The organism is Corynebacterium sp. LaCa117, assembly GCF_046717765.1.
In the GTDB taxonomy this organism is placed as follows: domain Bacteria; phylum Actinomycetota; class Actinomycetes; order Mycobacteriales; family Mycobacteriaceae; genus Corynebacterium; species Corynebacterium kefirresidentii.
In genome coordinates this window covers 213,138-237,040 of sequence record NZ_CP177102.1, presented here as the reverse complement: position 1 = coordinate 237,040, position 23,903 = coordinate 213,138, and the positions used below count along the sequence as shown (strand labels likewise).

The following is a 23,903-nucleotide window of genomic DNA, read 5'->3' as shown; positions in this document are numbered from 1 at the left end:
CTAAAAATAAGCCCCTTTTCCTACTAGGAGGAAAAGGGGCACATGTGGAGATACGGCTTATTTGGTCTCGCCATCCAAGTACTTCAGCGCGGTGCGCGTGGACTGCTCCGCAGCGTGGCGCAGTACCGGATCCACATCATCGTACATCTCGTTGACCAGGGTATTCAGATCTACATCCTCGCCCAAGCGGGAGCGGATCTCCTTGATCTGGTCAAGGCGGTAGTGGCGGCGATCAATATACTTGCGGGCTACCTGGGACGTGTCATCCAAATCGGGGCCGTGTCCTGGGAACAACGCGATATCCTTACCGCGCTCCTCTAGGGTATCCAAGGTGTGCAGATAGTCGGCCAAGTTTCCGTCGGTCTCCGAAAGCAAAACGGTGTGACGGCCTGCGATGGTGTCACCGGAAAGAATGCCTTCGAGGCGGGAGTTTCCTACTTCACCGCTCCACACAAAAAAGCAGGTGGAGTCCGCGGTATGGCCAGGGGTGTGAACAACCTCGAGGCGAGGGGTGATGCCATCGAGGGAGATATGTTCACCATCTTGCAAAGCCTCGGCGCCGTTGCAGTAGCTCGGGTCGAATGCGCGGATGGGGGCGCCGGTCATCTGCCGCAGGCGCTGCGCGCCAGATGCATGATCATCGTGGCGGTGAGTAATCAAAATCAATGCCACCTCACCTGCGTTGCGGTGCACAACGTTGAGATGGCCTTCATCCTCTGGACCCGGGTCTACGACGATCGCCCGGGAGTCTTCAGCGGCGCGAATAATCCACGTATTCGTACCCTCAAGGGCGGTGTAGCTGGGGTTATCACAAAGGACTACGCCAACGGATTGGCTGACGGGACGCAATTGACTATATGCAGGGTGCTCCATAGTTACTAGCCTATCCGATCAAGCAGCAATTTCTACGATTAGTTCGATCTCTACCGGCGCGTTTTTAGGCAACGCAGCCACACCAACGGCGGAGCGAGCATGCGTTCCGGCATCCCCAAAGACTTCACCAATGAAATCCGAGGCGCCATTGATGACTGCTGGCTGATCTGCATAGCCCGGATCGGAAGCCACGAACCCCACGATCTTTAGCACGCGGGAGATATTATCTAGACCCACCTCAGCATCGATGGCGGCGAGCGCATTGAGCGCCGCGATGCGGGCCTGTTCTTGGGCTTGTTCCGTAGTGATTTCGGCACCAACCTTGCCGGTCAGCGGCAAGGTTCCCTCCACGAGGGGAAGCTGACCGGAGGTCCAGACCTGATTCCCTACGCGCACGGCCGGCACATAGGAAGCTAGCGGCTTGGCGACGCCCGGTAGCTCGTACCCCAGCTCCTGCAAGCGAGCATGAAAGTCCATTTACTCTGCCACCTCGCGCTTGAAGTAGGCCACGACGTTTTCTGGGTTCGGGCCAGGGGTGACGGTAACCAGTTCCCAGCCGTCTTCACCCCAAGAATCGAGGATCTGCTTCGTAGCGTGGGTAAGAACAGGTGCGGTTGCGTATTCCCATTTAGTCATGGGTCCCATTCTAACTATTAAATACGCCCCACGCCGTCAAAATTCTTAAATCCCGACGAGCTCGCCGCCCTCAGCCAAGTAGTGCGCCCAATCCGTGATGTGAGGGTTCTTGCGCAGCAATGCACGGCGCTGACGCTCGGTCAGCCCGCCCCAAACACCAAACTCGACGCGGTTATCCAAAGCATCGGCACGGCATTCGGTCAACACCGGGCAGTGGCGGCAGATGACCGCAGCCTTGCGCTGTTCTGCACCGCGCACAAAGAGGGCATCCGGGTCACCCTTACGGCATTTAGCCTGGGTAACCCACTCACCACGCTCGGGATTTCGGGCTGTATTAGACATTCCAGCAGTCTTCACACGAACGGTCATGGGTGAGTGTGCTCCTTCCCAGACGGAATACTATGTAACGCTCCTAAGTCTATTCACCCAGGTAGAAGATTGTCTAACACGTCACACTTTAGGGGGTGCGAGTGATCTTCCACCCACCAAGGGCGACCACGTAGTGTATGGGGCGTGACTGTCATCAAATCTTTGGCCAAGATAGCCCTGTCTACGGTCTTGGTAGGCGCGCTGCTCGCCCTGGCCCTTGCCCCCTTCGCGGGCATTTCCGGGGTAGCGATTGCCCGTACTAACGAAACCATGCAATCTGACCTGCAAGATCTGACGGCTGGTAATATCCCTGGCGTCACCACTATTAAAGATGCCAAGGGCAAGGACATGGCCTATGTCTTCAGCCAGCGCCGCCACCCGGTGGAGGGCAAGAAGATTTCTAAAGCCATGAAAAACGCCATCGTCTCCATTGAGGACGAGCGCTTTTATGATCACGAAGGCGTAGACTTCCAGGGCAATTTCCGCGCACTGTGGACCAACCTGACCTCGGGTGGTGTCTCCCAGGGTGCTTCTACCATCGATCAGCAGTACGTAAAGAACTACTTGCTGTTGGTTTCTGCTACCACCGATGAAGAGCGTGCCGCGGCCACCGAGCAATCCATAACCCGCAAGCTGCGCGAGATGCGCATGGCTACCAAGATGGATGAGGAGTTAGATAAGGATGACATCCTCACCAACTATCTCAACCTGGTGTCTTTTGGTAACCATGCCTATGGCGTCGAGGCGGCAGCCCGCACCTATTTTGGCACCCACGCCTCTGAGCTCACGGTGCCACAAGCAGCAATGCTGGCGGGCATGGTCCAATCCTCTGAGCGCCTCAACCCCTATACCAACGCCGGCGAAGTAACCGAAAGGCGCAACCTCGTCCTGCAATCCATGGCGGATAACGGCTATATCAAGCAGCAGGAAGCGGATAAGTATAAGGGGGAAAAGCTGGGCGTCGGCAAGAAGCCCCAAACCCTAGCCAATGGCTGCATCGGCGCGGGTGACCGCGGTTTCTACTGTGATTATGTGCTGAAGTACCTGGATAAGAAGGGCATTAGCGAGGAACAGCTGGCCCGCGGTGGCTACACCATCAAGACCACGCTGGATCCAACGGTGCAGGATAAGGCCCTTCAGGCCGTGCAAAGCCACACCAACCCGGACGCCCCAGGCGTGGCGGAAGTCATGGACGTCATCAAACCCGGCACATCGGATCGCAAGGTGCTGGCCATGGTCTCCTCCCGTGACTATGGCTTGGACTTGGACAAGAATGAAACCATCTTGCCGCAGCCCTATTCCCTGGTAGGCAACGGTGCCGGCTCCGTGTTTAAGGTCTTTACCGCCGCGGCCGCGCTTGAGGCGGGCTATGGCATTAAAAACACCGTGGATGTGCCCGCCCGCTACGAGGCGGAAGGTCTTGGTCACGGCGGCGCCGCCGGCTGCCCGGCGGACCGCTACTGCGTGGAAAACGCTGGCGCCTATAAGGCCACCATGACGCTGCAGGAAGCACTGGCCCACTCGCCCAATACGCCTTTTATCAAGCTCACCGAGCAGGTAGGCGTAGCCCCCATCGTTGATATGGCGGTGCGCTTGGGCCTGCGCTCCTACGATGACAAGGGCAGCTTTGATAAGGACACCTCCATTGCCCAGCACACCAAGGATGCCAATTCGGGTTCCTTTACCCTAGGCCCGGACCAGGTCAACCCGCTGGAGCTAGCCAATGTGGGTGCCACGCTGGCCTCGGATGGAAAATGGTGTGAACCCAACCCCATCGCCCAGGTCACCGATAAGGAAGGCAACGAGGTCTACCTTAAGGAAACCCCGTGTGAGCAGGCGGTGGATAAGGACGTTGCCCGCGCCATGAGCAATGCTTTGTCCGAAGATGCCAAGCAGGGCACGGCCAAGGATGCCGCCCAGGCGGCCGGTTATTCCAGCCCTATTGCGGCTAAGACCGGCACCACCGAATCCAACCAGTCCTCTGCTTTCTTGGGATTCAATGAGGGCATTTCCGCCGCTCCTTATATTTATAACGACGGCACCTCCACCGTCCCGCTGTGTACTGGTCCGGTGCGCCAGTGCGCGGGTTGGGGCAACCTCTACGGCGGCCTGGAGCCGGCGCAGACCTTCTTCAGCATGGCCTCCCAGCTGCCGATAGCAACCAAGGCTGGTCTGCCAAATTACAATAAGAAATACGATAACGGCACCACGGCCGATAAGACCCTAGATGGCCTGCGCGGCAAGTCCGAGGCCGAGGCGCGCCAGGCCTTGGAAGCTAAGGGCTATGTGGTCAAGACTTCCCGCGTCATCGGCGGCGATGTGCCTTATGGTCGCGTAGTTCGCGCCATTACCGGCAAGGACGGAAAGAAGAAGGGCGCAGAGATTACGCTGCAGCTTTCCGACGGCGCCGGGGCCTCCCAATCCCCCTCCTCCGGCGTGGCCGATGCTAACTCCACCGGCACGCAAAATAGCACCGGCGGCGCTAATACCGACGGTGCTACTAGCCCGGGCCGCTCGACTGGCGGCACAGGCGGTGACGGTGGCGGGGGCGGATTCTCCCCGGAAGACTTTGGCATCCGCCAAGAGGATATCGATAACTTTGCCAACGATATCCGCAGCCTGCTTGGCCGCTAGGCTCCGCCGCCCAGTGCGGTCTCGCCCGCTCTAGCTCAGCTGGGCCTTGACCTCAGCGGACAGGCGCTTGCCGTCCGCTTGGCCGGCGGCCTTGGCATTGGCCACCTTCATTACTGCACCCATCTGCTTCATGGTGGGTGCTTCGCCGTTTTCGGCCTCGACCTCGGCGATGGATTCCTTCACCAGGGCCTGCAGCTCGGACTCGTCTAGCTGACGGGGCTGGTAGGCCTCGAAGAAGGGGACATCAGCAAGCTCGGCTTCTGCCAGCTCCGGGCGGTCGTTTTCCTCATAGACCTCGGCGGACTCGCGGCGCTTTTTAATTTCGCGCGCAATTACCTTAAGGATATCGGCGTCCTCCAGCTCGTGCCGGGAGCCGTTAGTCTCCTCGGCCTGGATGGCGGCCAGCAAGGCACGGATGGCGCTGGTGCGCTGCTTCTCCTTCGCCTTCATTGCGGTTTTCAGATCTGCACGGATGGTTTGTTTTAGCTCGCTCATGCCTATCAATGTACGCCAGGTAGGGTGGTAGCCGTGAAACTTTTACGTATTCTTGGCGGCCTCACCGCTGCGGGCCTGGGCGCCGCAGCATGGGGCTATAGCGAACTGACCAAATTCGAGCTCAAGGAATATACGCTCCCCCTCCTGCCCAAGGGCACTCTGCGTGGCAAACCGGAATTTCGGTTGCTCCACCTTTCTGATCTGCACATGATCCCGGGCCAGGAGACCAAAATTGCCTGGGTCTCCGCTCTCGACGCCTTGGAGCCGGACCTCGTGGTCAACACCGGCGATAATCTCTCCGATCAACAGGCCGTTCCCGATACGCTGCGCGCTCTCGGTCCGCTTCTCGCCCGCCCCGGCCTCTTTGTCTTTGGCACCAATGACTACTGGGCCCCGCGGCCGGTCAATCCCTTCAAGTATCTGCTGGGCAAGAAGCGCGAGCCCTCCTATGTGGATCTGCCCTGGCGCGGTATGCGCGCCGCCTTTATGGAGCACGGATGGCGCGATGCCAACCAGGCCCGGCATGAATTTAAGGTGGGCAACGTCCGTCTTGCCGCCGCCGGCGTAGACGATCCGCACCACGATCTAGATGACTACTCCGAAATCGCCGGCCCACCCAACGAGGATGCTGATTTGTCCCTGGCCCTCCTCCACGCTCCCGAACCCCGCGTGCTTGAAAAGTTCGCAGCCGATGGCTACCAGCTCTCCCTATCCGGTCACACCCACGGCGGCCAGATTTGCCTACCGGGCTCCCGTGCACTGGTAACTAATTGCGGCATCGACCGCGACCGCGTGCAGGGGCTCCACGATTTCGGCCCGATGAAAATGCATGTCTCCAATGGCTTGGGCACCTCCAAATTTGCCCCCGTACGCATCTTCTGCCGGCCCTCCGCCACGCTGCTAAAAATCACTGAGGTGGACTAAACGCAACCACCTGCCGTTTTGTTGATTGCGCTTAGCTTGCGTTAAAGTATCGAGGTACCGCTTTTCAAGGCGGAACGCCGGGATATGGCGCAGGTTGGTAGCGCGCTTCGTTCGGGACGAAGAGGTCGCAGGTTCAAATCCTGTTATCCCGACCATGAGCCCGCAGCTGTGCTGCGGGCCTTTTCTTTACTAGGCCAACATTCCCATAAACAGCGCCGCGGCCACCAAGATGGCGGAAAATAGCCACGCAATAGGGAAAGCCAGCTTGAGATATTTACCCATCTGGCCTTCCGCTAGCCCCAATGCCAGCCATAACGCGGGCGAGAAGGGCGAGACGAAGGTACCCACCACGTTGCCAATAATGAGCGCGCAGGCCGCTCCCATACCGCTGACCCCAAAGCTTTCCACGGTTCCCTGAACAATAGGAAGAACTGAGAAGTAATAGGCATCCGTCGAGGTCAACAAGTCAAGCGGTACGCCAAAGAAGCCCACAATAACGTGAAGATGCGGCGCGACACCCTCCGGCAAGACGTCAACTAGCGTCAGGGCGATTTCTTCAAGCATCTTCGTTTCATTGAGAACGCCCAAGAACATGGCCGCGGCAAGAATGACGCCTGCCATGGCCAATGCATTGGGCGCATGGCGCCGCAGGGCCTCGCCTTGTTCCATGGAACCGCTGAAATTAATGGCTAGCGTGATAGTAGTGGCCACGAGGAAGGCTGGGGCGGGCGGAACTACGCCCGATAGCAGAGCCACTAAGACCGCAAGGGCTACGACAACGTTGACCACGGTAACCCAGCGTCCCGTGCGGAAGTGGTAGCCCAATTTATGTTGTTCGCGCACCTGTGCAGCAGCGAATTCATCGGCCAATTCATTAACGTCTACTGCCGTGCCGCCTGCTAACTCGCCGCTTTCGCGCAAACCCGCTATACGGCGCTTTTCCCGCCACCCCAAAAGCGCAGCCAACACGAAGACCAGCACAATCGCTACGCCCTGAATGGGCAAAAGTTGCGCCCAGATGGCGTTGGGCTCTTGATCGACTACGGCGCCGGCCCGGCCAAGCGGACCGCCCCAAGGGACCATATTCATTATGGAGGCGGCCATCGCCACAATGGTGATAAGCACGTAGCGCGACATATTCAACGCACGATAGAGCGGGAGTAGTGCGGGGATGGTGATAAGGAAGGTGGTAGAACCAGATCCATCGAGGTGCGCTACTACGCCAATCGCCGCAGTGCCCAACGTTACGGCCATGATTTTCCCGCGCGTGGCCTTGATGAGTGCGCGGATAACCGGAGTAAATAGGCCAACATCTTGCAATATGCCAAAGAAGATGATGGCAAAGATAAACATCACCACAACGTTGATGACGGAACTTAAGCCTTCGCTGAAAAAGTCAGATATTTCGCCTAGACCAAATCCACATACTAGGGCACCAACTACGGGCACCAATGTCATGGGAATGATGGGGTTTACCCGGCCGCGAATTAAAATTCCCACCGTCACGAAAATGACCAAAAGGCCTACGGTCGTAAGGCCGAGCGGGGTCTGCATAGTGCTCCTTTACAAGTTGACGTCCCGCCGTGCCGCACGTGACACAGATAGACGGGGTGTGACTCAGATTAAACCCTGGCCACCGGCAGCACTACCACTACCCCCAAAGTCCATCCCCCTTTAAATTGAATTGCCCATAGATAATTATCGCCAAAAGCGGTACATAAGGTGTGGAAACTACCCCATCCCGACGAAAATGGCGGCCGTTCTAACAGGCCCTTCCGCAAAAATTACAGCTAAATACCCCGCATATGGGAAACGACGCGGTGCCCCTACAGCGCCGCGTCGTCCCTATTCCCTATCACTCACAACGGATTGGAGAAACCGTTTGCCTACCCCCTAAGTAGGCTTTGTGAGCAAGACCAACTGTAGCACTCGCTCAATACAAACGGTAGCGGACACCAAGATTCCCAGTTTCCACCAATGTTTTCTATTCTTAGGTCTGCATTTTCAGACCTAATTAACTGAATCTTTAGTTTTTACTGTGGACAAGGCCCACCATTTTGCACTTAACCCAACGAGAGTGACAGCCGACAATACCGCAATCCCAGCCCAGAGGATGGCTTGTTCGCCTTCGTTGCCCGCCACCGTGACGGCCGCGGTAGTCCAATTCAGCGGCAAAAGATTAGAAATAACTTGCCATACCTTAGAAACCCCAGCAATTGCGGCGGATTTCCACAACCAACCCACCAGCGCGGTCTGGCCGATGCCAAAGAGTGCCGCAAGAATACTGCCGGCAGTAATACCGCACAGGCCTAGCAGGCCACGCGTAATGGCCGTCATAGACAGCGCGCCCAGGAGAAGCGCCACCCCAGCCCAGGCCGCCGCCAGGGGAGTAAAACCAGTGGCAAGCACGAAGAGGAGGATTTCCCCGATGGCCGCCGCAACCAGCGTTCCGCCAGCCACCATTAGCCAAGGGCGGAACCCTACGTGCCAGGCCACGCCAGCGGCCGCACCTGCAAGCAAGACCAAGGCGGAGATCAGCAGCGCCACAATAGGACTCAGCAAATGCGTCGGTCCTTGGGATGCAGTATGCACCGGCGGCAGAGCACGCTGAATATCGCCCACATTCGTTTGATTTTGGGCCGCCATGCCGGAGAGCTTGCCGGCGCCGTCGTCAAGCTTGTCCACGCCTTCCTGCGCCTCACCGACGCGCTTGCTAAGCTCCGCAATGCCCTCATTGAGCTCTTGTGCGCCTGATACCGCCTGATTCACGCCATCGTGATAGGCGTAGCCATTGACTGCCAACTGATTGGATAGATCGCGCGAGCCGTCCTTAAGCCTCTTGAGCTGGCCAGTGACCGAATTATCCAGGCGGAAATTATTCACCTGCGCGCGGAGATCACCCAGCTGCGCGCGAATATCCTTCGCTTCTTTGGATTTATTGCCTTCTAGATCGTGCATCGTGCCATCGATGGCCTGCAGGATCTGCCCCTGGACGGCCCCGAGGCCGACCACCTGGTCCACAGCGCCACCTACGCCATTGGCCAGCTCCGTGGCGCCGCCACCGAGCGTATTGGTTCCAGACTGCAGCTGATTGAGGCCGGATACCAGTTCTTGGGAGCCCGTCGCCAGCTTGTCGACGCCCCCTCCAAGCTCATCCGCCCCCTTGTTGAGCTCCCCCGTGCCGTCGTCGAGTTGCTTGGCGCCCGATTTCAGCATGCTCGCCTGTGCCTGGGCGCGACTGGCTGCCTCGGCGGCTTCCTTCACCTCTGGGGAGGAAGAATTTTCCCGTGGCGCGCCAAACGGCTGCGCGGCGCTAGACCAAGCATGGGCAGGTTCCCACTGCGCGAGGCCCGCCACCGTAGCTCCGATAATCAACGGCAGGGCAAGCAAGAAGATCAAGAGGACGCTGCGCCACCGGGAGTGAGACGCAGCGTCTGGGGAAGCAAGGCGTGAGGTCATGGTAATGAACCTATCCTTGCAGGTCACTCCCCTGCGGCAGGCGCGCCGAGCACCCCACATTGCCGATTACTCTAGAATATATGGCATGCCCCACATTTATTCCCTAGCTCCTTCCCGTTACCTTGCCACTGCGGCCTTCGTGCCGCTGTGCTTTGGCCTTGTTGCCTGCTCCAACGACGCCGATACGTCCGCAGAACCGGAGTTTTCCGACGCCACTGCTCTTAGCTCCTCCGCCGAGGAGACCTCCTCCGAAGAAGCCACGAGCGAGGCCACCACGTCGGAAGCCGAAGAGACCACCGCCGAGGCTGAACCTACTTCCGTAGAAGCAGCTCCCTCCACATCCCCCGCAGAAGCCGGCGATAAAGAGGGCGAAGACCAGGCCGCCGCGCCCGCCGATACCGGCCGTGGCGATTGTTCCCCAGAAGCACTGCAGCCCGCGGCCCCAAGCATGACAAATATCCGAGTCAGTGACTGCGATGGCCAATGGGCGCACTTCGGCAAGGACAGCACGGACTGGACGGTTTGGGCGCGCTACGACAATGGCCAGTGGGTAGCCATTGAGCCCATTGGCGAAGCCACCTCCGGCATGACCGCCCCGTGCTACGACGTAGACAAATGGGCCGCCGAGGGGGCTCCCGCTTTCCTTACCGAAAATATGCGCCGCTGCGACTAGTCGCACAGCATGACTTCGCCCCCGTACCGCGCTTTATAGCTGCGCGATACGGGGGCGGCGTTTTTGTGCGGAGGGACTGCCGCGGAAGGATTACTTCTTCTCGGCGTAGACCTCGCGCACGCGCTGGCCAAGGGCTGGGTGCACCTTAGTCCAGTAGTCGTAAACGCGCTCCTCGGTTTCCTCAGATACACCTGCCATAGCATTGGTGATATTGGTAACCAAGCGCTCCTTGGCGGCGTCATCATAGACGTTTTCGTACAAGTCGCGCGCCTGCACGAAATCATCATCTTCGGAGTGGCGAACGTACGGTGCACGCACCAGATCGCCGCCGTAGGACTCCGGATTGATATAAAGCTCCGCCGCGGTGGTGGTCTCGAGCTGGGAGCGGTCATTCACAGCGGCGTCGTCAAGCACGCCAGTACCCTTTTCATAGCGGTTCGGCGAGTACACCGGATCCTCCGGGGCATTGAAAAGGAACTGCATGCTGCCCTCGTGCTGATAAGTATTGACCTCATCCACATTCTGCGGCTGGTTGACCGGCAACTGCTGGTAGTTCGGGCCAATGCGGTAACGCTGCTGGTCAGCGTAGGCGAAAACGCGTGCCTGCAGCATCTTATCTGGGGAGAGGCCAACACCCGGCACGATATTGGATGGATCGAGCGCCACCTGCTCAATCTGTGCAAAGAAATTGCGTGGGTTGCGGTTGAGCACGAAGTAGCCCACATCGTGCAGCGGGTAATCCTTCTTGGACCAGACCTTGGTTAGGTCGAAAGGATTAAAGCGATAGTTCTCCGCCTCATCCAGCGGCATGATCTGTACCTTGACGTCCCAGACTGGGTAATTGCCCTCCTCGATGGCGTTGTAGAGGTCCTCGCGGTGGCAATCCGGGTTCTGGCCGGCGGTGGTGGTGGCCTCCTCGTCGGTGAAGTTCTCTACGCCCTGGCGGGTCTTAAAGTGGTACTTCACCCAGAAAGCCTCGCCTTCCTCGTTGACCCACTGGAAGGTGTGGGAACCGTAACCATTTTGGTGGCGGGTCGACTTCGGGGTGCCGCGGTCACCCATGAGGTAGGTGACCTGGTGGGCAGACTCCGGGTTGCGGGTCCAGAAATCCCACTGCATATCCGCATCGCGCAAACCATTGGTGCCCAGGCGCTTCTGGGAGTGGATGAAGTCAGGGAACTTCTGACCATCGCGAACAAAGAAGACCGGGGTGTTATTGCCCACGATATCGAGGTTGCCTTCCTCGGTGTAGAAGCGCAGCGCAAAGCCGTGTACATCGCGCCAGGTATCCGGGGATCCCTGCTCACCAGCGACGGTGGAAAAGCGGCCCATCATCGGGGTGACGGTGCCCTTCTGGAAGACCTTGGCCTTGGTATAGGCAGAAACATCTTCCGTAATGTGCAGCTCACCGAAGGCGCCGTGGCCCTTCGCGTGCGGGGTGCGCTCCGGCACGCGCTCGCGGTTGAAGTGGGCAAGCTTTTCAATGAGGTGGATGTCATTGAGCACCACTGGTCCCCGCTGGCCGGCAGTCACCGAGGTGTTCTCAGAAGGAACTGGCTGGCCAGACGGGCGGGTGGTATTGCCCTTGCCAGCAGGGCGCTGGCCCTTGTTCAGGATGTCATCAGCGGTAAAATCAGTCATTGTGCCTCCTGGCAATCAGTAGAAATGTACTACCAGTGTGGCAAAAGAATCACCGGTTGTCAGGGGTCTAAAAGGAGTGTAGGGGCTACTGGTAGATTCATTCAGGTGACTCACCACTCCGCAGCAGATGACGCCCGCGTCACCGACCTTGCCCTTCGGGCCGGTCGCGGTGACCGTGCGGCGCTGACGGAGTTTATTAAGGCTACCCAGGATGATGTGTGGCGTTTGCTAGCGCATTTAGGCGGGCCGGAAGGCGCCGACGATCTCACCCAAGAGACCTATCTGCGCGTTATCAGCGCCCTGCCACGCTTTGCGGCCCGGTCCTCGGCACGCACATGGTTGCTGTCTTTAGCCCGGCGTGTGTGGGTGGATAATATTCGCCACGATATGGCCCGGCCGCGCAAATCTGCCACCGAATACGAAGACGCCATTGGTGCGGCACCAGAAGAGTCCACGGCATGGAGTGAATGGATAGATGCCCGCGCGCTTATCGACGCCCTCCCGGCCGACCGCCGCGAAGCCCTCATTCTCACCCAGGTGCTGGGCTACACGTACGAGGAGGCGGCCAAGATTGCTGGCGTGCGCGTAGGTACTATCCGCTCCCGCGTCGCGCGCGCCCGCAAGGATCTGATCGCAGGGACAGGTTAATACCCCCATACCAGCCCCTTAAGGCGGCGAGATAATGTCACCTGCACATTGTTACGTTCTGGTTACCTTGCGCCCCAAGGGCCCCAATTTTTGGCATTTAGCTGCAGATTGAGCACCAGATGCTGGGTGAAGGAGGCCACAATTAGGGCGATTCTTGCCCGAAATATTTCTCCGATGTGTGGTTTATTAGATGTGTACACACGTGATAAATCGACCGTCGATCCGGGCCTGCGCGATCCCAATGCCGGGCCCGGCGCGTGTGAGTAAGAGAGTTTCTCCCTTTCATGTTAAAACGCGCAATCGGAATTTCCATGGCGTTTATCGGCGTCGTCGTGGGCGCGGGTTTCGCTTCTGGCCAAGAAGCTATGCAGTTCTTCGTGGCCTTTGGCAAGTGGGGCTTGTGGGGCATCGCCCTAGCCGCTGGCTTGATGATGATCACCGGCGTGTCCATCCTGCAGCTCGGCTCGTATTTCCAGGCCGAGGAACATACCGCTGTCTACGACAAGGTCGCATCGCCGTTTACCGCCAAGATCTTGGACTGGTCCACCCTGGTGACCCTGTTCGCCATCGGCTTCGTCATGTTCGCCGGCGGTGGTTCGAATATCAATCAGCAGTTCCCGTCCATACCTGTATGGGTAGGCGCCACCGCGATGCTGATTCTGGTACTGCTCGTCGGCCTGATGGATGTTGACCGCGTGACCGCGGTCATCGGTACCATCACCCCGTTCATCATCATCTTCGTGGTGCTTGCCACCGGCTATACCATTGTGAACGCGGACGTAGACTTCTCCGCTATGAATGACTGGGCGGTTAATAATGTAGATACCTCGCTGCCCAACTGGTGGCTATCCGCACTGAACTACACCGGCCTAAACGTGATGACGGCTGTGTCCATGTCCATCGTCATTGGCGGTAACTTCCTGGATAACCGTGCAGTGGGCATTGGTGGCCTTATCGGTGGCCTGCTCTACCTCATCCTATTGGCCCTGCTGGTCTTCGCCCTGTTCTTCGAAGCTAAGGACGTCAACGGTCAAGATATGCCAGTGCTGAGCCTGATTACCGGCATCCACCCGGTACTCGGTGTGCTCATGACCTTTGTTGTTTACGGCATGGTCTTTAATACCGCTATCGGCATGTTCTACGCGCTGGGCAAGCGCTTGACGCGCAATAATCCTAAGCGCTTCTACCCTGTCTACGCTGTTTGCTGCATCGTCGGCTTCGTCCTGTCCTTCGTGGGCTTCCAGACGCTGGTCAGCAATGTCTACCCGATCTTGGGTTACTTGGGCCTGCTGATGATCGCGGTGATGGTCTTCAACCGCATCAAGAACGGCAGCAAGCTGGCCGATGAGTCCGACCGCCGCATGCGCGCACACGAGCTGGTTTCCCGCCGCCTGGATCCGCGCAAGCGCTTTACCAAGAAGAATGAGCGCGAGCTGCGCAAGCTGGCTGCGGCATCCAATATGGAAACCACCGAGTTCGTCACCAATATCGCAGAAGAGATCCACGAAGAGCTCGAAAACGATGACGATCTTGATTACGACCGCGAGGATCCGGAGCCATCCGTGACTTACGTGCAGCACACCAAGCCAGAGGTTCCGTCCTCCGATAGCGACCTTGACTTTGGCAAGAAGGATTCTGCCGCTGATAGCGGCAAGGCTACGGGCACCGCCAAGCCAGTCTCTGAGGACTAGCCTTCTCGCCCACGTCAATCAAGATAAAAGCTCGGTGCCCTCCTTATCCCGTAACGAGGAAGGAGGGTGCCGAGCTTTTTGTGTAACCTGCGACGAAGCGGAACCTGCTTAAACGAGTAGCTCCGCGATCTGAATGGTGTTGAGCGCGGCACCCTTGCGCAGATTATCGCCGGCGACAACGAGCACGAGGCCCTTGTTATCGTCCACCGTCTGGTCCTGCCGGATGCGGCCTACCAAGGATTCGTCGATGCCGGTGGCAGCGAGCGGGGTGGGGACGTCGGCAAGCTTAACGCCCGGGGCACCGCTCAAAAGCTCGGTGGCCTGCTCGGGGGTGATTGCCTTGTCGAACTCGGCGTGGATGGTCAGGGTGTGGCCGGTAAAGACCGGGATGCGCACGCAGGTACCTGCAACCTTCAGCTCCGGAATGTCTAGGATCTTGCGGGATTCGTTGCGCAGCTTTTGCTCCTCATCGGTCTCTAGGGAGCCATCATCCACGAGGTTGCCGGCCATCGGCAGCGCGTTATAGGCAATGGGCGCCACATAAGGGCCAAAGTCCTCGTCATTGAGTGCAGAGCCATCGTGGACCAAACCCACATTGTGCTCGCCAACGGAATAGACCTGCGCGGCCAGCGCCTGCACGCCGGCCAGGCCGGAGCCGGAGACCGCCTGGTAAGAGGACACATGCAACTTGTTCAGGCCCGCGGCATCGTGCAAGACCTTCAGCACCGGCATAGCGGCCATGGTGGTGCAGTTCGGGTTCGCGATGATGCCTTTGGGGGTGTTCTTGGCTTCCTGTGGGTTGACCTCGGAGACGATGAGGGGGACCTCTGGATCCTTGCGGTAGGCCGAAGAGTTATCCACCACGGTCGCACCGGCCGCGGCGAACACTGGAGCCCATTGCTTGGAGGTAGAACCACCTGCAGAGAACAAGGCGATATCAACGTCGGCGACGGATTGCTCGGTAACCTCGGCAAGGTCCTCAACGGTAATCTGCTCGCCGCGGAATTCCAGCTCGGTGCCGGCGGAGCGGGAAGAGGCGAAAAGGCGCACCTTATCGGCCGGGAAATTGCGTTCTTCCAAGATGGAGCGCATAACGCGGCCGACCTGGCCGGTAGCGCCTACTACTGCAACAGTGGTCATGACTTTAAATCCTCTGTAGTTGCTGTGGGTGTTTATCGTCCGGTTCCAGCATAAACCGTGGCTTCTTCTTCGCCACCAAGCTGGAATTTCTCGTGCAGTGCACGGGCGGCCTTTTCCAGGTCAGCCTCGCGGGTGAGCACGGAGATGCGGATTTCAGAAGTGGAGATGAGCTCCATATTGACGTTGACGTCGCGCAGGGCCTCGGTGAACTCTGCGGTAACGCCCGGGTGGGACTTCATGCCGGCGCCGACGAGGGAGACCTTCCCCACTTGGTCGTCATACAGCACATTGGCCCAGCCTCCTTCAGATTTCAGCTTGCTCAGCAGCTCCATGGCACGCGGACCGTCGGCACGCGGGCAGGTGAAGGTGATATCGGTGGTGCCGTCCTCCAGGGAGGAGACATTTTGCAAGACCATATCGATATTAATCTCTGCATCGGCAATGACGCGAAAGACCTTCGCAGCCTCCCCCGGGCGATCCGGGATGCCTAGGACGGTGACCTTTGCCTCGGACTTATCGGTTGCTACACCAGTTAGTACTGCTTCTTCCACGGGGATATCCTCCATCGATCCGGTAACTAGGGTGCCGGGGTCATTTGAATAAGACGAGCGAACTCGCAAGGGTACATTGAACGCGCGGGCGTACTCCACGCTGCGCAGGACCAAAATCTTGGAACCTACCGCGGCCATCTCCAGCATCTCCTCAAAGGAGAGCTTGTCTAGCTTCTGCGCGTCTGGGACGATGCGCGGGTCCGCAGTGTAGACGCCGTCGACATCAGAATAAATCTCACACACATCCGCCTTCAGCGCGGCAGCAAGGGCGACCGCGGTGGTGTCGGAGCCACCGCGACCCAAGGTGGTGACATCGCGCGATTCCTTATTAACGCCCTGGAAGCCGGCGACGATACAAATCTTGCCTTCGTCCAAAGCCTCGGTCAGGCGGCCCGGGGTCACGTCCACGATGCGGGCATTGCCGTGGCGCTCGGTGGTGAGCACTCCGGCTTGGGAGCCGGTAAAGGACTGGGCGTGGGCACCAAGCGATTCCACTGCCATGGCCACCAGAGCATTAGAGATGCGCTCGCCAGCGGTAAGCAACATATCCATCTCTCGCTGCGGCGGGACGGGATTGACCTGGGCGGCAAGGTCGAGCAGCTCATCGGTGGTATCGCCCATGGCGGAACACACCACGACAACGTCGTTGCCCTGCTTCTTGGTGGCCACGATGCGCTCCGCAACGGCGCGGATGCGGTCTGCGGATTCGAGGGATGAGCCGCCATACTTTTGCACGATCAGGGCCACGGTAAGGATGCCGCCTTTCGTCGTTCAAGGCATCCCTGGCGTGTGTGTACACGCCCGGAAATACCTGTCGTTCATTAGTCAAAGACCCATGCTACCCCGCAGGGTCTTTGCCCTCATCATAATTCCTAGACAATGCTTAATTTTTATTCACACGCCCCCAACGTTAAGCGCACCACACGCTCGCTCCCTCAGCGCAGAAAAACGCGCGCCATGCAGGGAAGAATATGCATATAGCAGGATTTTTTACTACCGTTGAGCGGGTGTTAAGCAACCTCCTCGCCATCTTTTTCGCGCTCGCATCCGCGCTGACGGTTGCTTGGGGCACGGTCATCCGCCACCGCATCGCCCTCGACGCCGATGATTCGGTCATGCGCGCCGCCATGTCCAACCCCTTGTGGTGGGTGGGCACCGCGGCCGCCATTGGCGCTTATGGCCTGCAGGTCATCGCCCTCGGCTTTGGCACCCTGCTGGTGGTCCAGCCCATCTTGGTGCTGTCCTTAATGTTTACCCTCCCACTTTCGGCGTGGTATTCCGGCCGCAAAATGCCTTTCCATGAGGTCTTTTGGTCCATTGCATTAACCATCGCGGTGGGCATCATGGTCGTCTACGGCCGTCCGGTCGCAGGAAACCCCCGCCCGGAATGGAGCGATTGGTGGCCGGCACTCCTTGTAGGGTTGGTCACCCTCGCACTACTTGCTGCGGTAGCCATGAAGCTACCGGATAACCGTCCCTTAGCGTTGGGCACAGCCTGCGGCGTCATCTACGGCTTCGTCGCCCTGCTATCAAAGGCCGTGGTGGACATTTTCACCCACGAAGGCCTTAGCACGCTCCTGGCAAGCTGGCAGTTCTACGGCCTCATCGGTCTCGCGCTCACCGGCACCGTAGTGCAGCAATATTCCTTTAATGCCGGCCCCCTAGCCCATTCCCTGCCGGCCATGACCATCTTTGAACCCATCGTGGCCTTCGGCTTGGGCTACATGGTGCTGGGAGAGAAATTCCTCATCGATACGGCCGTCGGCTGGGCAATTATGCTCATCGCCCTTACCGTCATGGTGCTCTCCACCATCGTGCTCTCCCGCAGCCCGGTAAGCCAGCGCGGCTAAATGGCCCACTCAAATACGCCGAGCATATAGGCCGAAAACCACGCCCCGAACAGGGCCCAGGCGCCAACCGCCACGCTTGCCGACGTCCCCTTTCTCACCCACGGCAACAACACAATCACCGCCGGCAGGAGCAGCCGGGGCCGCGAGTGCATGATGCCATCAGAAAGCAGCACGTTCGCCATCAGCACCGCAGAGAATAACCAGGCCGCTAGCGGCAGGCGGCGCCATGCCAACACAAGGAAAACCGGGGCAGCGATCATCACGCCGGCACTGAGCAGATATCCACCGTTAGTAGCCCCGCTAAGCGTCTCCCAAAGCCAGATAACCGTGGCTTTGCCGCCATCAAAGCTGGAGTTCCAATGTTCTTTCTGGATCCCAAAATAACCGCCAACTTCCTTGAGATGGCTGCTCGACCACCACAAATACCCCACCAGCGGCACGACCGAAAACACCACCGCAGCCCAGGCCCGCCAGTTCTTTCGCGCCCGCAGCAGCACCATGAACGCAAAGACCGCAACGAGATCCACCGCGGTAAGACGCACGAGTCCGGCTACAAAAATTAGTGCCGCGGCAGCCCACCATCGCTCCTCTACGAGCGCCACCACCGCCCATATGGCCAGGGCCCCAAAAAGTGCCTCGGTATACGGCATGGAAAACACGATGGACATCGGCGCACTGGTCACCACAACAGCACTGAGCACCTGGGCCCACTTCCCCATGCCCATGCGCGCAGCCAAGGCCATCACACCGGCAGCCAGCGCGATGCTAAAGAGCACATTGAGCGCAATGGCAGTGCCCGCTTCGTCGGTACCGAAGATGCTGCTTAACCCACGCACGAGGAAGGGGAATCCCGGGAAGAAGGCCATGGTCGTCTCATGGACCGGCCCATCCGTAGAAATATCCGCACCAAAGTACCCGCCGCGGGCGATTTCTACGTAGTGCTTAGCGTCCCACTTATTGAGCAGCCCCCACAGCTTATCGTCCTGCGCGGCGGCCACCGCTGCGAGTACGCCTACGCGCAATGCGGCTCCGATGAGTGCAACGAGTGCGGCAGGCGCCCACAAGGAACGCAGTATGGATGATGTTTGAGGCTTGGCATGGCGGGGATTAGACACGAAAGGCATGGTACCCCACCACCACTGCGTCTCATTGAATGAAATCTCTTGCCACACAGTGAGAAAGCCTGTAGTGTGACCGATATGACACAGCGGAATGACTTACTCCTTATCTGCCGCGGCGGGATTTCGGCCTAAGCACTGGCCAGCGCCCCGTCGCGGAGTCCGGCTACCCAAGCCCAGCTGGCCGTCTTTCCCCATAGACACCAGAAAAGGAAACCCGCACCCCATGTCCCCCACTGACTCTTTTATCAGCGCCCCGCGCGACATCACCACCCCCACCGGCCCACGCCGCGAAGGACAACCCGCGTGGAATAAGCAGCGCGGCTCCGCCATGCCCCACGAGCGCTATCAACCCTTCGCCGTCGAGGTAGAAGACATCGACCTGCCAGACCGCACATGGCCCAGCCAGAAAATCACCCACGCTCCCCAGTGGTGTGCGGTGGATCTGCGCGATGGTAACCAAGCGCTGATTGATCCCATGAGTCCAGAGCGCAAGCACCGCATGTTCGACCTGCTGGTCAAGATGGGCTACAAGGAAATCGAGGTGGGCTTCCCCTCTGCCTCCCAAACCGATTTCAACTTTGTCCGCGAAATCATCGAGGGCAATAAAATTCCCGATGACGTCACCATTCAGGTCCTGGTACAGGCCCGCGATCACCTGATCCGCCGCACCTTTGAAGCTTGCGAGGGCGCCAAGAACGTCATCGTGCACTTTTATAACTCCACCTCGAAGCTGCAGCGCCGCGTAGTCTTCCGCAAAGACAAACCCGCCATTAAGAAGCTGGCCACCGATGCTGCCACACTCATTAAATCCATCGCCGCCGACTACCCGGATACCACGTGGCGCTGGGAATACTCCCCCGAGTCCTTCACCGGTACCGAGCTGGACTTCGCCCGCGAGGTCTGCGATGAGGTGGTAGACATCATGGATCCGTCCCCAGAGAATCCAATGATCATCAACCTGCCATCCACCGTGGAGATGATTTCGCCCAATATCTACGCCGATTCCATCGAATGGATGCACCGCAATCTAGCCCGACGCAAGGACATCGTGCTCTCCCTGCACCCGCATAATGACCGCGGCGAGGGAATCGCCGCCGCCGAACTCGGCTTTATGGCGGGCGCGGACCGCATCGAAGGCTGCCTGTTTGGCAACGGCGAGCGCACTGGCAACGTAGATCTCGTCACTTTGGGCCTGAATATGCTCACCCAGGGTGTGGACCCACAGATTGATTTCTCCGATCTGCCGCAGATTCGCGAAACCGTTGAATACTGCAACCAGCTGCGCGTGCCGGAGCGCCACCCCTATGGCGGCGAATTGGTCTTTACTGCGTTCTCCGGTTCCCACCAGGACGCAATTAATAAGGGCTTGGACGCGCTGGCAGCCACCATCCGCCCCGGCGCGAATAATACCGAGGTCTCGTGGGAAGAAATGCGCGAGGCCATCTGGGAGGTTCCTTACCTGCCCATCGATCCGAAGGACGTGGGCCGCGACTACCAGGCGGTCATCCGCGTCAACTCTCAGTCTGGCAAGGGCGGCGTTGCCTACATCATGAAGACCGATCACGGCATCAATATGCCCCGCGCCATGCAAGCGGAATTTTCCACCGTGGTTCAAGAAATCACCGACTCCGAAGGCGGCGAGGTCAATTCCAAAAACATGTGGGATATCTTTGCCACCGAGTTCCTGGACCGCGAGGCTCCGCTGGCCCTGGAGTCTTTCCATATGGACAATGCCCCAACAGAAGATGGGGATGCATCGGTGACCGCCACCGTGGCTTTCCGCGGGGAAAAGTCCACCGTCTCAGGTAGCGGTAACGGACCCATTGCGGCTTATGCCAACGCCCTGGAATCCCTGGGCATCGACTTCGAGGTCATGGAATACTCCCAGCAGTCCCGTTCCGCCGGTGACGACGCCGAAGCCGCCTGTTATATCGCCGCCGACGTCAACCAGAACAAGGTCTGGGGAGCGGGCATCGCCGGGTCCACCACGCGGGCTTCGATCAACGCGATTAACTCCGCCGTCAACCGCGCCCTGGCCTAGGCCTGCTCGCCGGCGATACACACCAGCGCCGCGGCCCGGCGTGGTAGAAGGGTGGGTATGCCTTCTTCTACCTACCTCATACCGCACCGTGGCTTGGGCGCCGTGCAGGCCCTGCCCATCTATGATGCGCAGACGAAGGAAAACCGAGAGTTCACCGTCACCTTGGCACCCCGCCCAGACGGCGGGTTGGAGGTGCGTACCGACTCCACCATCGGGCACATCACCAGCGCCGACCGCGCCGAGTATCCCGAAATAGATCTACTATTTCGCGCCGGGCTCACCCCTGCAGCCACCGCCGCGCCGCAGCCCGATGGCTCTTTGTCGCTGCTGCTGCCCCGGCCGGGCCTTTGCCTGCCGGCGAATAATCCGCCAGCGGGCCCGTGGACAATGCTGGGCTATGCCCCACCCATCGACATCACCGATCTTCCCGCAGATCTGGACATTCCCGCCCACGCCCGCATGCACGTATTGGTTACGCTCTCGCCCAGCACCACCGGTTCCGGCACCGATGCTTATTTGGGCCCGCAGTTTGTGGGGCGGTTGGAAGGGGTGGACGTCGCCAAGCAGGGCATAACCCTGGCCCATGCCTACCATGCGCCGCGCAACACCGGCCGCGTGCTCAGCATCTACGCGGGGGCGCCGCTGCCGGATTCGAAGGAAGCCTCGCTTGCCGACGCCGCCCCTACCTCCCCCGCCGCCACGGAAACCTTCGAAACTACGAGCTTCCGCGCCATAAGCACCGATGACCCCGCACCCCGCCGCCGGTGGTGGCCCGCCGTCATGGCCCTACTGGTGATTGCAGCGCTCATCGCCGTGCTCATTTTTATTCTGTAAAACTTTCGGGCAGGATAACACCCTTGTTCACCGGCCGGGGAAATTGGAAATGGCCCACGGCAGTGCCTAAAATACAGTGTTACTATTACCCCCCCTATCGAAAGGTCCCAATGACTTCGCTGGATTCCGCCACCTACGTGGTCCCTGACCACGGTTTTGGCGTGATCCATAATCTGCCCGTCGAGGATGTTTCGCCAGAAGTTTTCAGCGAACTGCTCGAATCCACCGCCGCGGAAGGCGGTTACCTCTCTGCGGAGCTCGGCCCCCGCACCGCCCAGGAAGGCTTCGCGGTGTGGATCGGCGATTCTCTCCTTGGCCGCCTCAGCGCCGCCGATTCCCGGGCCTACGCACTCTTTGACTGGGTTCTCAGCGCCGGCCTACGCCCACGCGCCACCGCCCACGTAAGCATGACAGATGCCTCCGGCGAAGAGTGGCCCACACTCAACCTGCTCCTGCCGGCACCGCACCTGTGCATCCCCGCCAATAACCCGCCGGCGCAGCGCTGGACCATGCTGCCGGGCGAGGCTGCCGCCACATTGACGGAGTTTTCCAAGGACGTCACTGGCTTTCCGCATTCCGACGAGCACTACCTCGTCTCCTTGCGCACCCGTGGTTTCCTGCGGCGAAATACCGTTGATGTCTATGTCAATAGCATCTTTTTAGGTTCCCTCCCGCGCGAGGCCGCCCGCGAGATTGCCCCCGCCGTGCTCGACTGCACCAAATCCGGCCGCCTCGCCATTGCCCACGGCTACTTCCACTACGACGCCGATGACCGCCCCGCGCTGACCATCTACGCGCACAACGCTGCCAATAGGCACCACGCCGGCCTAGTTCTGGGCGTTGTCGCCGGTGGCGCCGCCGTCATGTCCGCGGCCACCGCAGCCCGCGCACAGGCCGCAACCAGCGTTCCCAGCGGCCCCACTGCCGGAATCTCTGCCGCTGGCACCTCCTCCGCAAGTGGTTTTGGCATCACCTCTGCCGCCAGTGCCGCCGGCGCTTCTGGGGCCTTGACCTCGAATCTGCTGGCCGCAGCCGGGGTCGCCGTGCTAGTTGGTGGCGGCGCCACCGTGGCTACCCACATGCTTAGTGAGGACGAAGCTCTTTCGGACACCCACTCGCATTCCACCGCGCCCGTTCCGGAAAGCACCCACTCCACCGACGATTCTTCCCATTTCGATGGCAATGGCCCCAAGCGCCCCGCGCGCCCCGCCACGCCCCGCATCCACGATGCTGGCCCCACCAGCGGTGTCGCCGCGCCATCCCGCGCGACTTCCGCGACCCAGCACCCGCTTGCCGACGCCCCTTCAAAGACACCATCGCATCACCGCCACACCTCCGCGCCCCAACCGTCTAAGCAGGCGCGGCCGACGCACACCCCTCAGACTGACCGTGCCACGACCCCTGCCGCCGGCCACCACGACAAGCACCGTGGCGAGCACCAGGGCCATGATTCCCAGGCAATTTCCCGCGCCGCCTCCGCCGCGGCCGCTGCCGCCGCCGCTGCGGCTAGTAACGTCGAATCGACCCCGGCTTCGACTCCGGCGGCGGCGCCATCTTCCAGCTCTGAGCCGGCGCCGCAGCTAGCAGCCAAGGAGCCCACCGCAACCTCCACGTCTTCGTCATCTGCCGAGCCTTCCCAGACAACGCAGACCACGGAGCCCGCGCAGACCACGGCATCTACGGATTCTGCAACTTCGACGTCATCATCGAAGGCCACGACGTCGACGGAGGCTACCGCACCTGCCGAGCCGTCCGACCTACCTACTTCAAATACGCCTACTTCGGAAAAGACTTCGGCTGAAACGACCACAACTAAAGCCGGCGCCACCACCTCGACGGATAAACAGACGCCACTGCCCGAACCAGAGTCCTCAGAGCCAACGCCTTCAGAGTCGACTGCACCTACAACGACGTCTTCGTTATTGACTTCGGAGCCCCAGTCTGAGCCGGCGCCCGATAGCACCGTCCCGATCACCACTATCCCAGGTTCCGAACTCGAGCCAACGCCAGAGCCGGAAACTACTGTCCCAACGACGACGATCCCTGGCTCGGAAATCGTGCCCACCCCGGAGCCAGAACCAGAGGTCGAACCGGAACTGCCCACGGCAGACCGCGGCGCGCCGGACGGCTCGAATGAGCCCCTCGTACCGCTCGAACCAGAAGAACCGAGAGAGCCGGAAGAGCCGGAAGAGCCGGCTGAACCGCAGCAGCCAGAGGCACCGGGGCGCCCTGAAGAACCTGAGGAACAAACAACCCCGCCGAAGGTCATTGTCGTCGTTGTAGAAGATTAAGCGGCGCGCCCTGTCCCCCTGCCCGAAATGCG

At 59.7% G+C, this 23,903-nt stretch carries 20 protein-coding genes and 1 tRNA gene; 10 read left to right on the top strand and 11 right to left on the bottom strand.

Annotated features, from left to right (window positions below; translation table 11 throughout):
* Positions 1 to 57: 57 nt before the first annotated feature.
* The 4 genes from ACLI1L_RS01220 to ACLI1L_RS01205 are packed head-to-tail and all read right to left on the bottom strand — an operon-like array spanning position 58 to position 1,878.
* Entirely contained in the window at positions 58 to 873 is an 816-nt protein-coding gene (locus tag ACLI1L_RS01220; RefSeq protein WP_086588707.1) for an MBL fold metallo-hydrolase, read from the bottom strand.
* Between the two features lie 18 nt (positions 874 to 891).
* Complete coding sequence (locus tag ACLI1L_RS01215; RefSeq protein ID WP_411707846.1) at positions 892 to 1,350, bottom strand: RidA family protein; 459 nt, start codon at positions 1,348 to 1,350, stop codon at positions 892 to 894.
* Positions 1,351 to 1,509: a DUF4177 domain-containing protein gene (locus ACLI1L_RS01210; RefSeq protein ID WP_005323131.1), complete on the bottom strand. Its 159-nt coding sequence runs from the start codon at positions 1,507 to 1,509 to the stop codon at positions 1,351 to 1,353.
* Positions 1,510 to 1,554: 45 nt separating this feature from the next.
* Positions 1,555 to 1,878: a WhiB family transcriptional regulator gene (locus ACLI1L_RS01205; RefSeq protein WP_023020408.1), complete on the bottom strand. Its 324-nt coding sequence runs from the start codon at positions 1,876 to 1,878 to the stop codon at positions 1,555 to 1,557.
* A 144-nt stretch (positions 1,879 to 2,022) separates the two neighbouring features.
* Here ACLI1L_RS01205 and ACLI1L_RS01200 point away from each other — a divergent pair, with 144 nt between their 5' ends.
* A complete protein-coding gene (locus tag ACLI1L_RS01200; protein ID WP_086588704.1) occupies positions 2,023 to 4,512 on the top strand; it encodes a transglycosylase domain-containing protein in 2,490 nt (829 codons plus the stop codon).
* 30 nt (positions 4,513 to 4,542) lie between these two features.
* Here the strand turns inward: ACLI1L_RS01200 and ACLI1L_RS01195 are convergent, their stop codons facing one another.
* Positions 4,543 to 5,007: a GatB/YqeY domain-containing protein gene (locus tag ACLI1L_RS01195; protein WP_394285845.1), complete on the bottom strand. Its 465-nt coding sequence runs from the start codon at positions 5,005 to 5,007 to the stop codon at positions 4,543 to 4,545.
* A gap of 33 nt (positions 5,008 to 5,040) precedes the next feature.
* On the opposite strand from ACLI1L_RS01195, the gene ACLI1L_RS01190 reads away from it, so the two are divergent.
* The gene (locus ACLI1L_RS01190) at positions 5,041 to 5,931 is read left to right on the top strand and encodes a metallophosphoesterase (RefSeq protein WP_023020405.1); all 891 of its coding nucleotides are present in this window, start codon (positions 5,041 to 5,043) and stop codon (positions 5,929 to 5,931) included.
* 78 nt (positions 5,932 to 6,009) lie between these two features.
* Positions 6,010 to 6,086: transfer RNA gene (locus ACLI1L_RS01185), tRNA-Pro, on the top strand.
* A 34-nt stretch (positions 6,087 to 6,120) separates the two neighbouring features.
* Here ACLI1L_RS01185 and ACLI1L_RS01180 read toward each other — a convergent pair.
* Together ACLI1L_RS01180 and ACLI1L_RS01175 are read right to left on the bottom strand one after the other, a co-directional pair.
* Positions 6,121 to 7,485 carry a CitMHS family transporter gene (locus tag ACLI1L_RS01180; protein ID WP_411707845.1) on the bottom strand — a complete coding sequence of 455 codons (1,365 nt, stop codon included), beginning with the start codon at positions 7,483 to 7,485 and terminating at the stop codon, positions 6,121 to 6,123.
* A 456-nt stretch (positions 7,486 to 7,941) separates the two neighbouring features.
* Entirely contained in the window at positions 7,942 to 9,390 is a 1,449-nt protein-coding gene (locus ACLI1L_RS01175) for an ABC transporter permease (protein ID WP_086588702.1), read from the bottom strand.
* Positions 9,391 to 9,475: 85 nt separating this feature from the next.
* Here ACLI1L_RS01175 and ACLI1L_RS01170 point away from each other — a divergent pair, with 85 nt between their 5' ends.
* Positions 9,476 to 10,063: a hypothetical protein gene (locus ACLI1L_RS01170; protein WP_411707844.1), complete on the top strand. Its 588-nt coding sequence runs from the start codon at positions 9,476 to 9,478 to the stop codon at positions 10,061 to 10,063.
* A 90-nt stretch (positions 10,064 to 10,153) separates the two neighbouring features.
* On the opposite strand, the gene ACLI1L_RS01165 is transcribed toward ACLI1L_RS01170, so the two are convergent.
* Positions 10,154 to 11,704, bottom strand: a complete 1,551-nt coding sequence (locus ACLI1L_RS01165; protein WP_411707843.1) for a catalase — start codon at positions 11,702 to 11,704, stop codon at positions 10,154 to 10,156.
* 105 nt (positions 11,705 to 11,809) lie between these two features.
* On the opposite strand from ACLI1L_RS01165, the gene ACLI1L_RS01160 reads away from it, so the two are divergent.
* Together ACLI1L_RS01160 and ACLI1L_RS01155 are read left to right on the top strand one after the other, a co-directional pair.
* Positions 11,810 to 12,352, top strand: coding sequence for an RNA polymerase sigma factor (locus tag ACLI1L_RS01160; RefSeq protein ID WP_394286234.1), 543 nt, complete (start codon positions 11,810 to 11,812; stop codon positions 12,350 to 12,352).
* Between the two features lie 284 nt (positions 12,353 to 12,636).
* Entirely contained in the window at positions 12,637 to 14,043 is a 1,407-nt protein-coding gene (locus ACLI1L_RS01155) for a hypothetical protein (RefSeq protein ID WP_394286233.1), read from the top strand.
* Positions 14,044 to 14,151: 108 nt separating this feature from the next.
* Here the strand turns inward: ACLI1L_RS01155 and ACLI1L_RS01150 are convergent, their stop codons facing one another.
* On the bottom strand, positions 14,152 to 15,183 hold the full coding sequence (locus ACLI1L_RS01150; protein ID WP_394286232.1) for an aspartate-semialdehyde dehydrogenase: 1,032 nt from the start codon (positions 15,181 to 15,183) through the stop codon (positions 14,152 to 14,154).
* A 32-nt stretch (positions 15,184 to 15,215) separates the two neighbouring features.
* Positions 15,216 to 16,481, bottom strand: coding sequence for an aspartate kinase (locus ACLI1L_RS01145; protein ID WP_023020397.1), 1,266 nt, complete (start codon positions 16,479 to 16,481; stop codon positions 15,216 to 15,218).
* A 224-nt stretch (positions 16,482 to 16,705) separates the two neighbouring features.
* Here ACLI1L_RS01145 and ACLI1L_RS01140 point away from each other — a divergent pair, with 224 nt between their 5' ends.
* The gene (locus tag ACLI1L_RS01140; protein ID WP_086588695.1) at positions 16,706 to 17,584 is read left to right on the top strand and encodes a DMT family transporter; all 879 of its coding nucleotides are present in this window, start codon (positions 16,706 to 16,708) and stop codon (positions 17,582 to 17,584) included.
* Here the strand turns inward: ACLI1L_RS01140 and ACLI1L_RS01135 are convergent.
* The gene (locus ACLI1L_RS01135) at positions 17,581 to 18,708 is read right to left on the bottom strand and encodes a mannosyltransferase family protein (RefSeq protein WP_411707842.1); all 1,128 of its coding nucleotides are present in this window, start codon (positions 18,706 to 18,708) and stop codon (positions 17,581 to 17,583) included. The two genes, ACLI1L_RS01140 and ACLI1L_RS01135, sit on opposite strands and share 4 nt — an antisense overlap.
* Positions 18,709 to 18,928: 220 nt before the next feature.
* Here ACLI1L_RS01135 and leuA point away from each other — a divergent pair, with 220 nt between their 5' ends.
* The 3 genes from leuA (at position 18,929) to ACLI1L_RS01120 (ending at position 23,871) form a co-directional block, all read left to right on the top strand.
* Entirely contained in the window at positions 18,929 to 20,746 is a 1,818-nt protein-coding gene (gene leuA / locus ACLI1L_RS01130; protein WP_411707841.1) for a 2-isopropylmalate synthase, read from the top strand.
* Between the two features lie 57 nt (positions 20,747 to 20,803).
* Positions 20,804 to 21,580, top strand: a complete 777-nt coding sequence (locus ACLI1L_RS01125; RefSeq protein ID WP_411707840.1) for a hypothetical protein — start codon at positions 20,804 to 20,806, stop codon at positions 21,578 to 21,580.
* Between the two features lie 110 nt (positions 21,581 to 21,690).
* Positions 21,691 to 23,871 (top strand): hypothetical protein, encoded by a 2,181-nt coding sequence (locus tag ACLI1L_RS01120; RefSeq protein WP_411707839.1) that lies wholly within the window; start codon positions 21,691 to 21,693, stop codon positions 23,869 to 23,871.
* Positions 23,872 to 23,903: the final 32 nt, after the last annotated feature.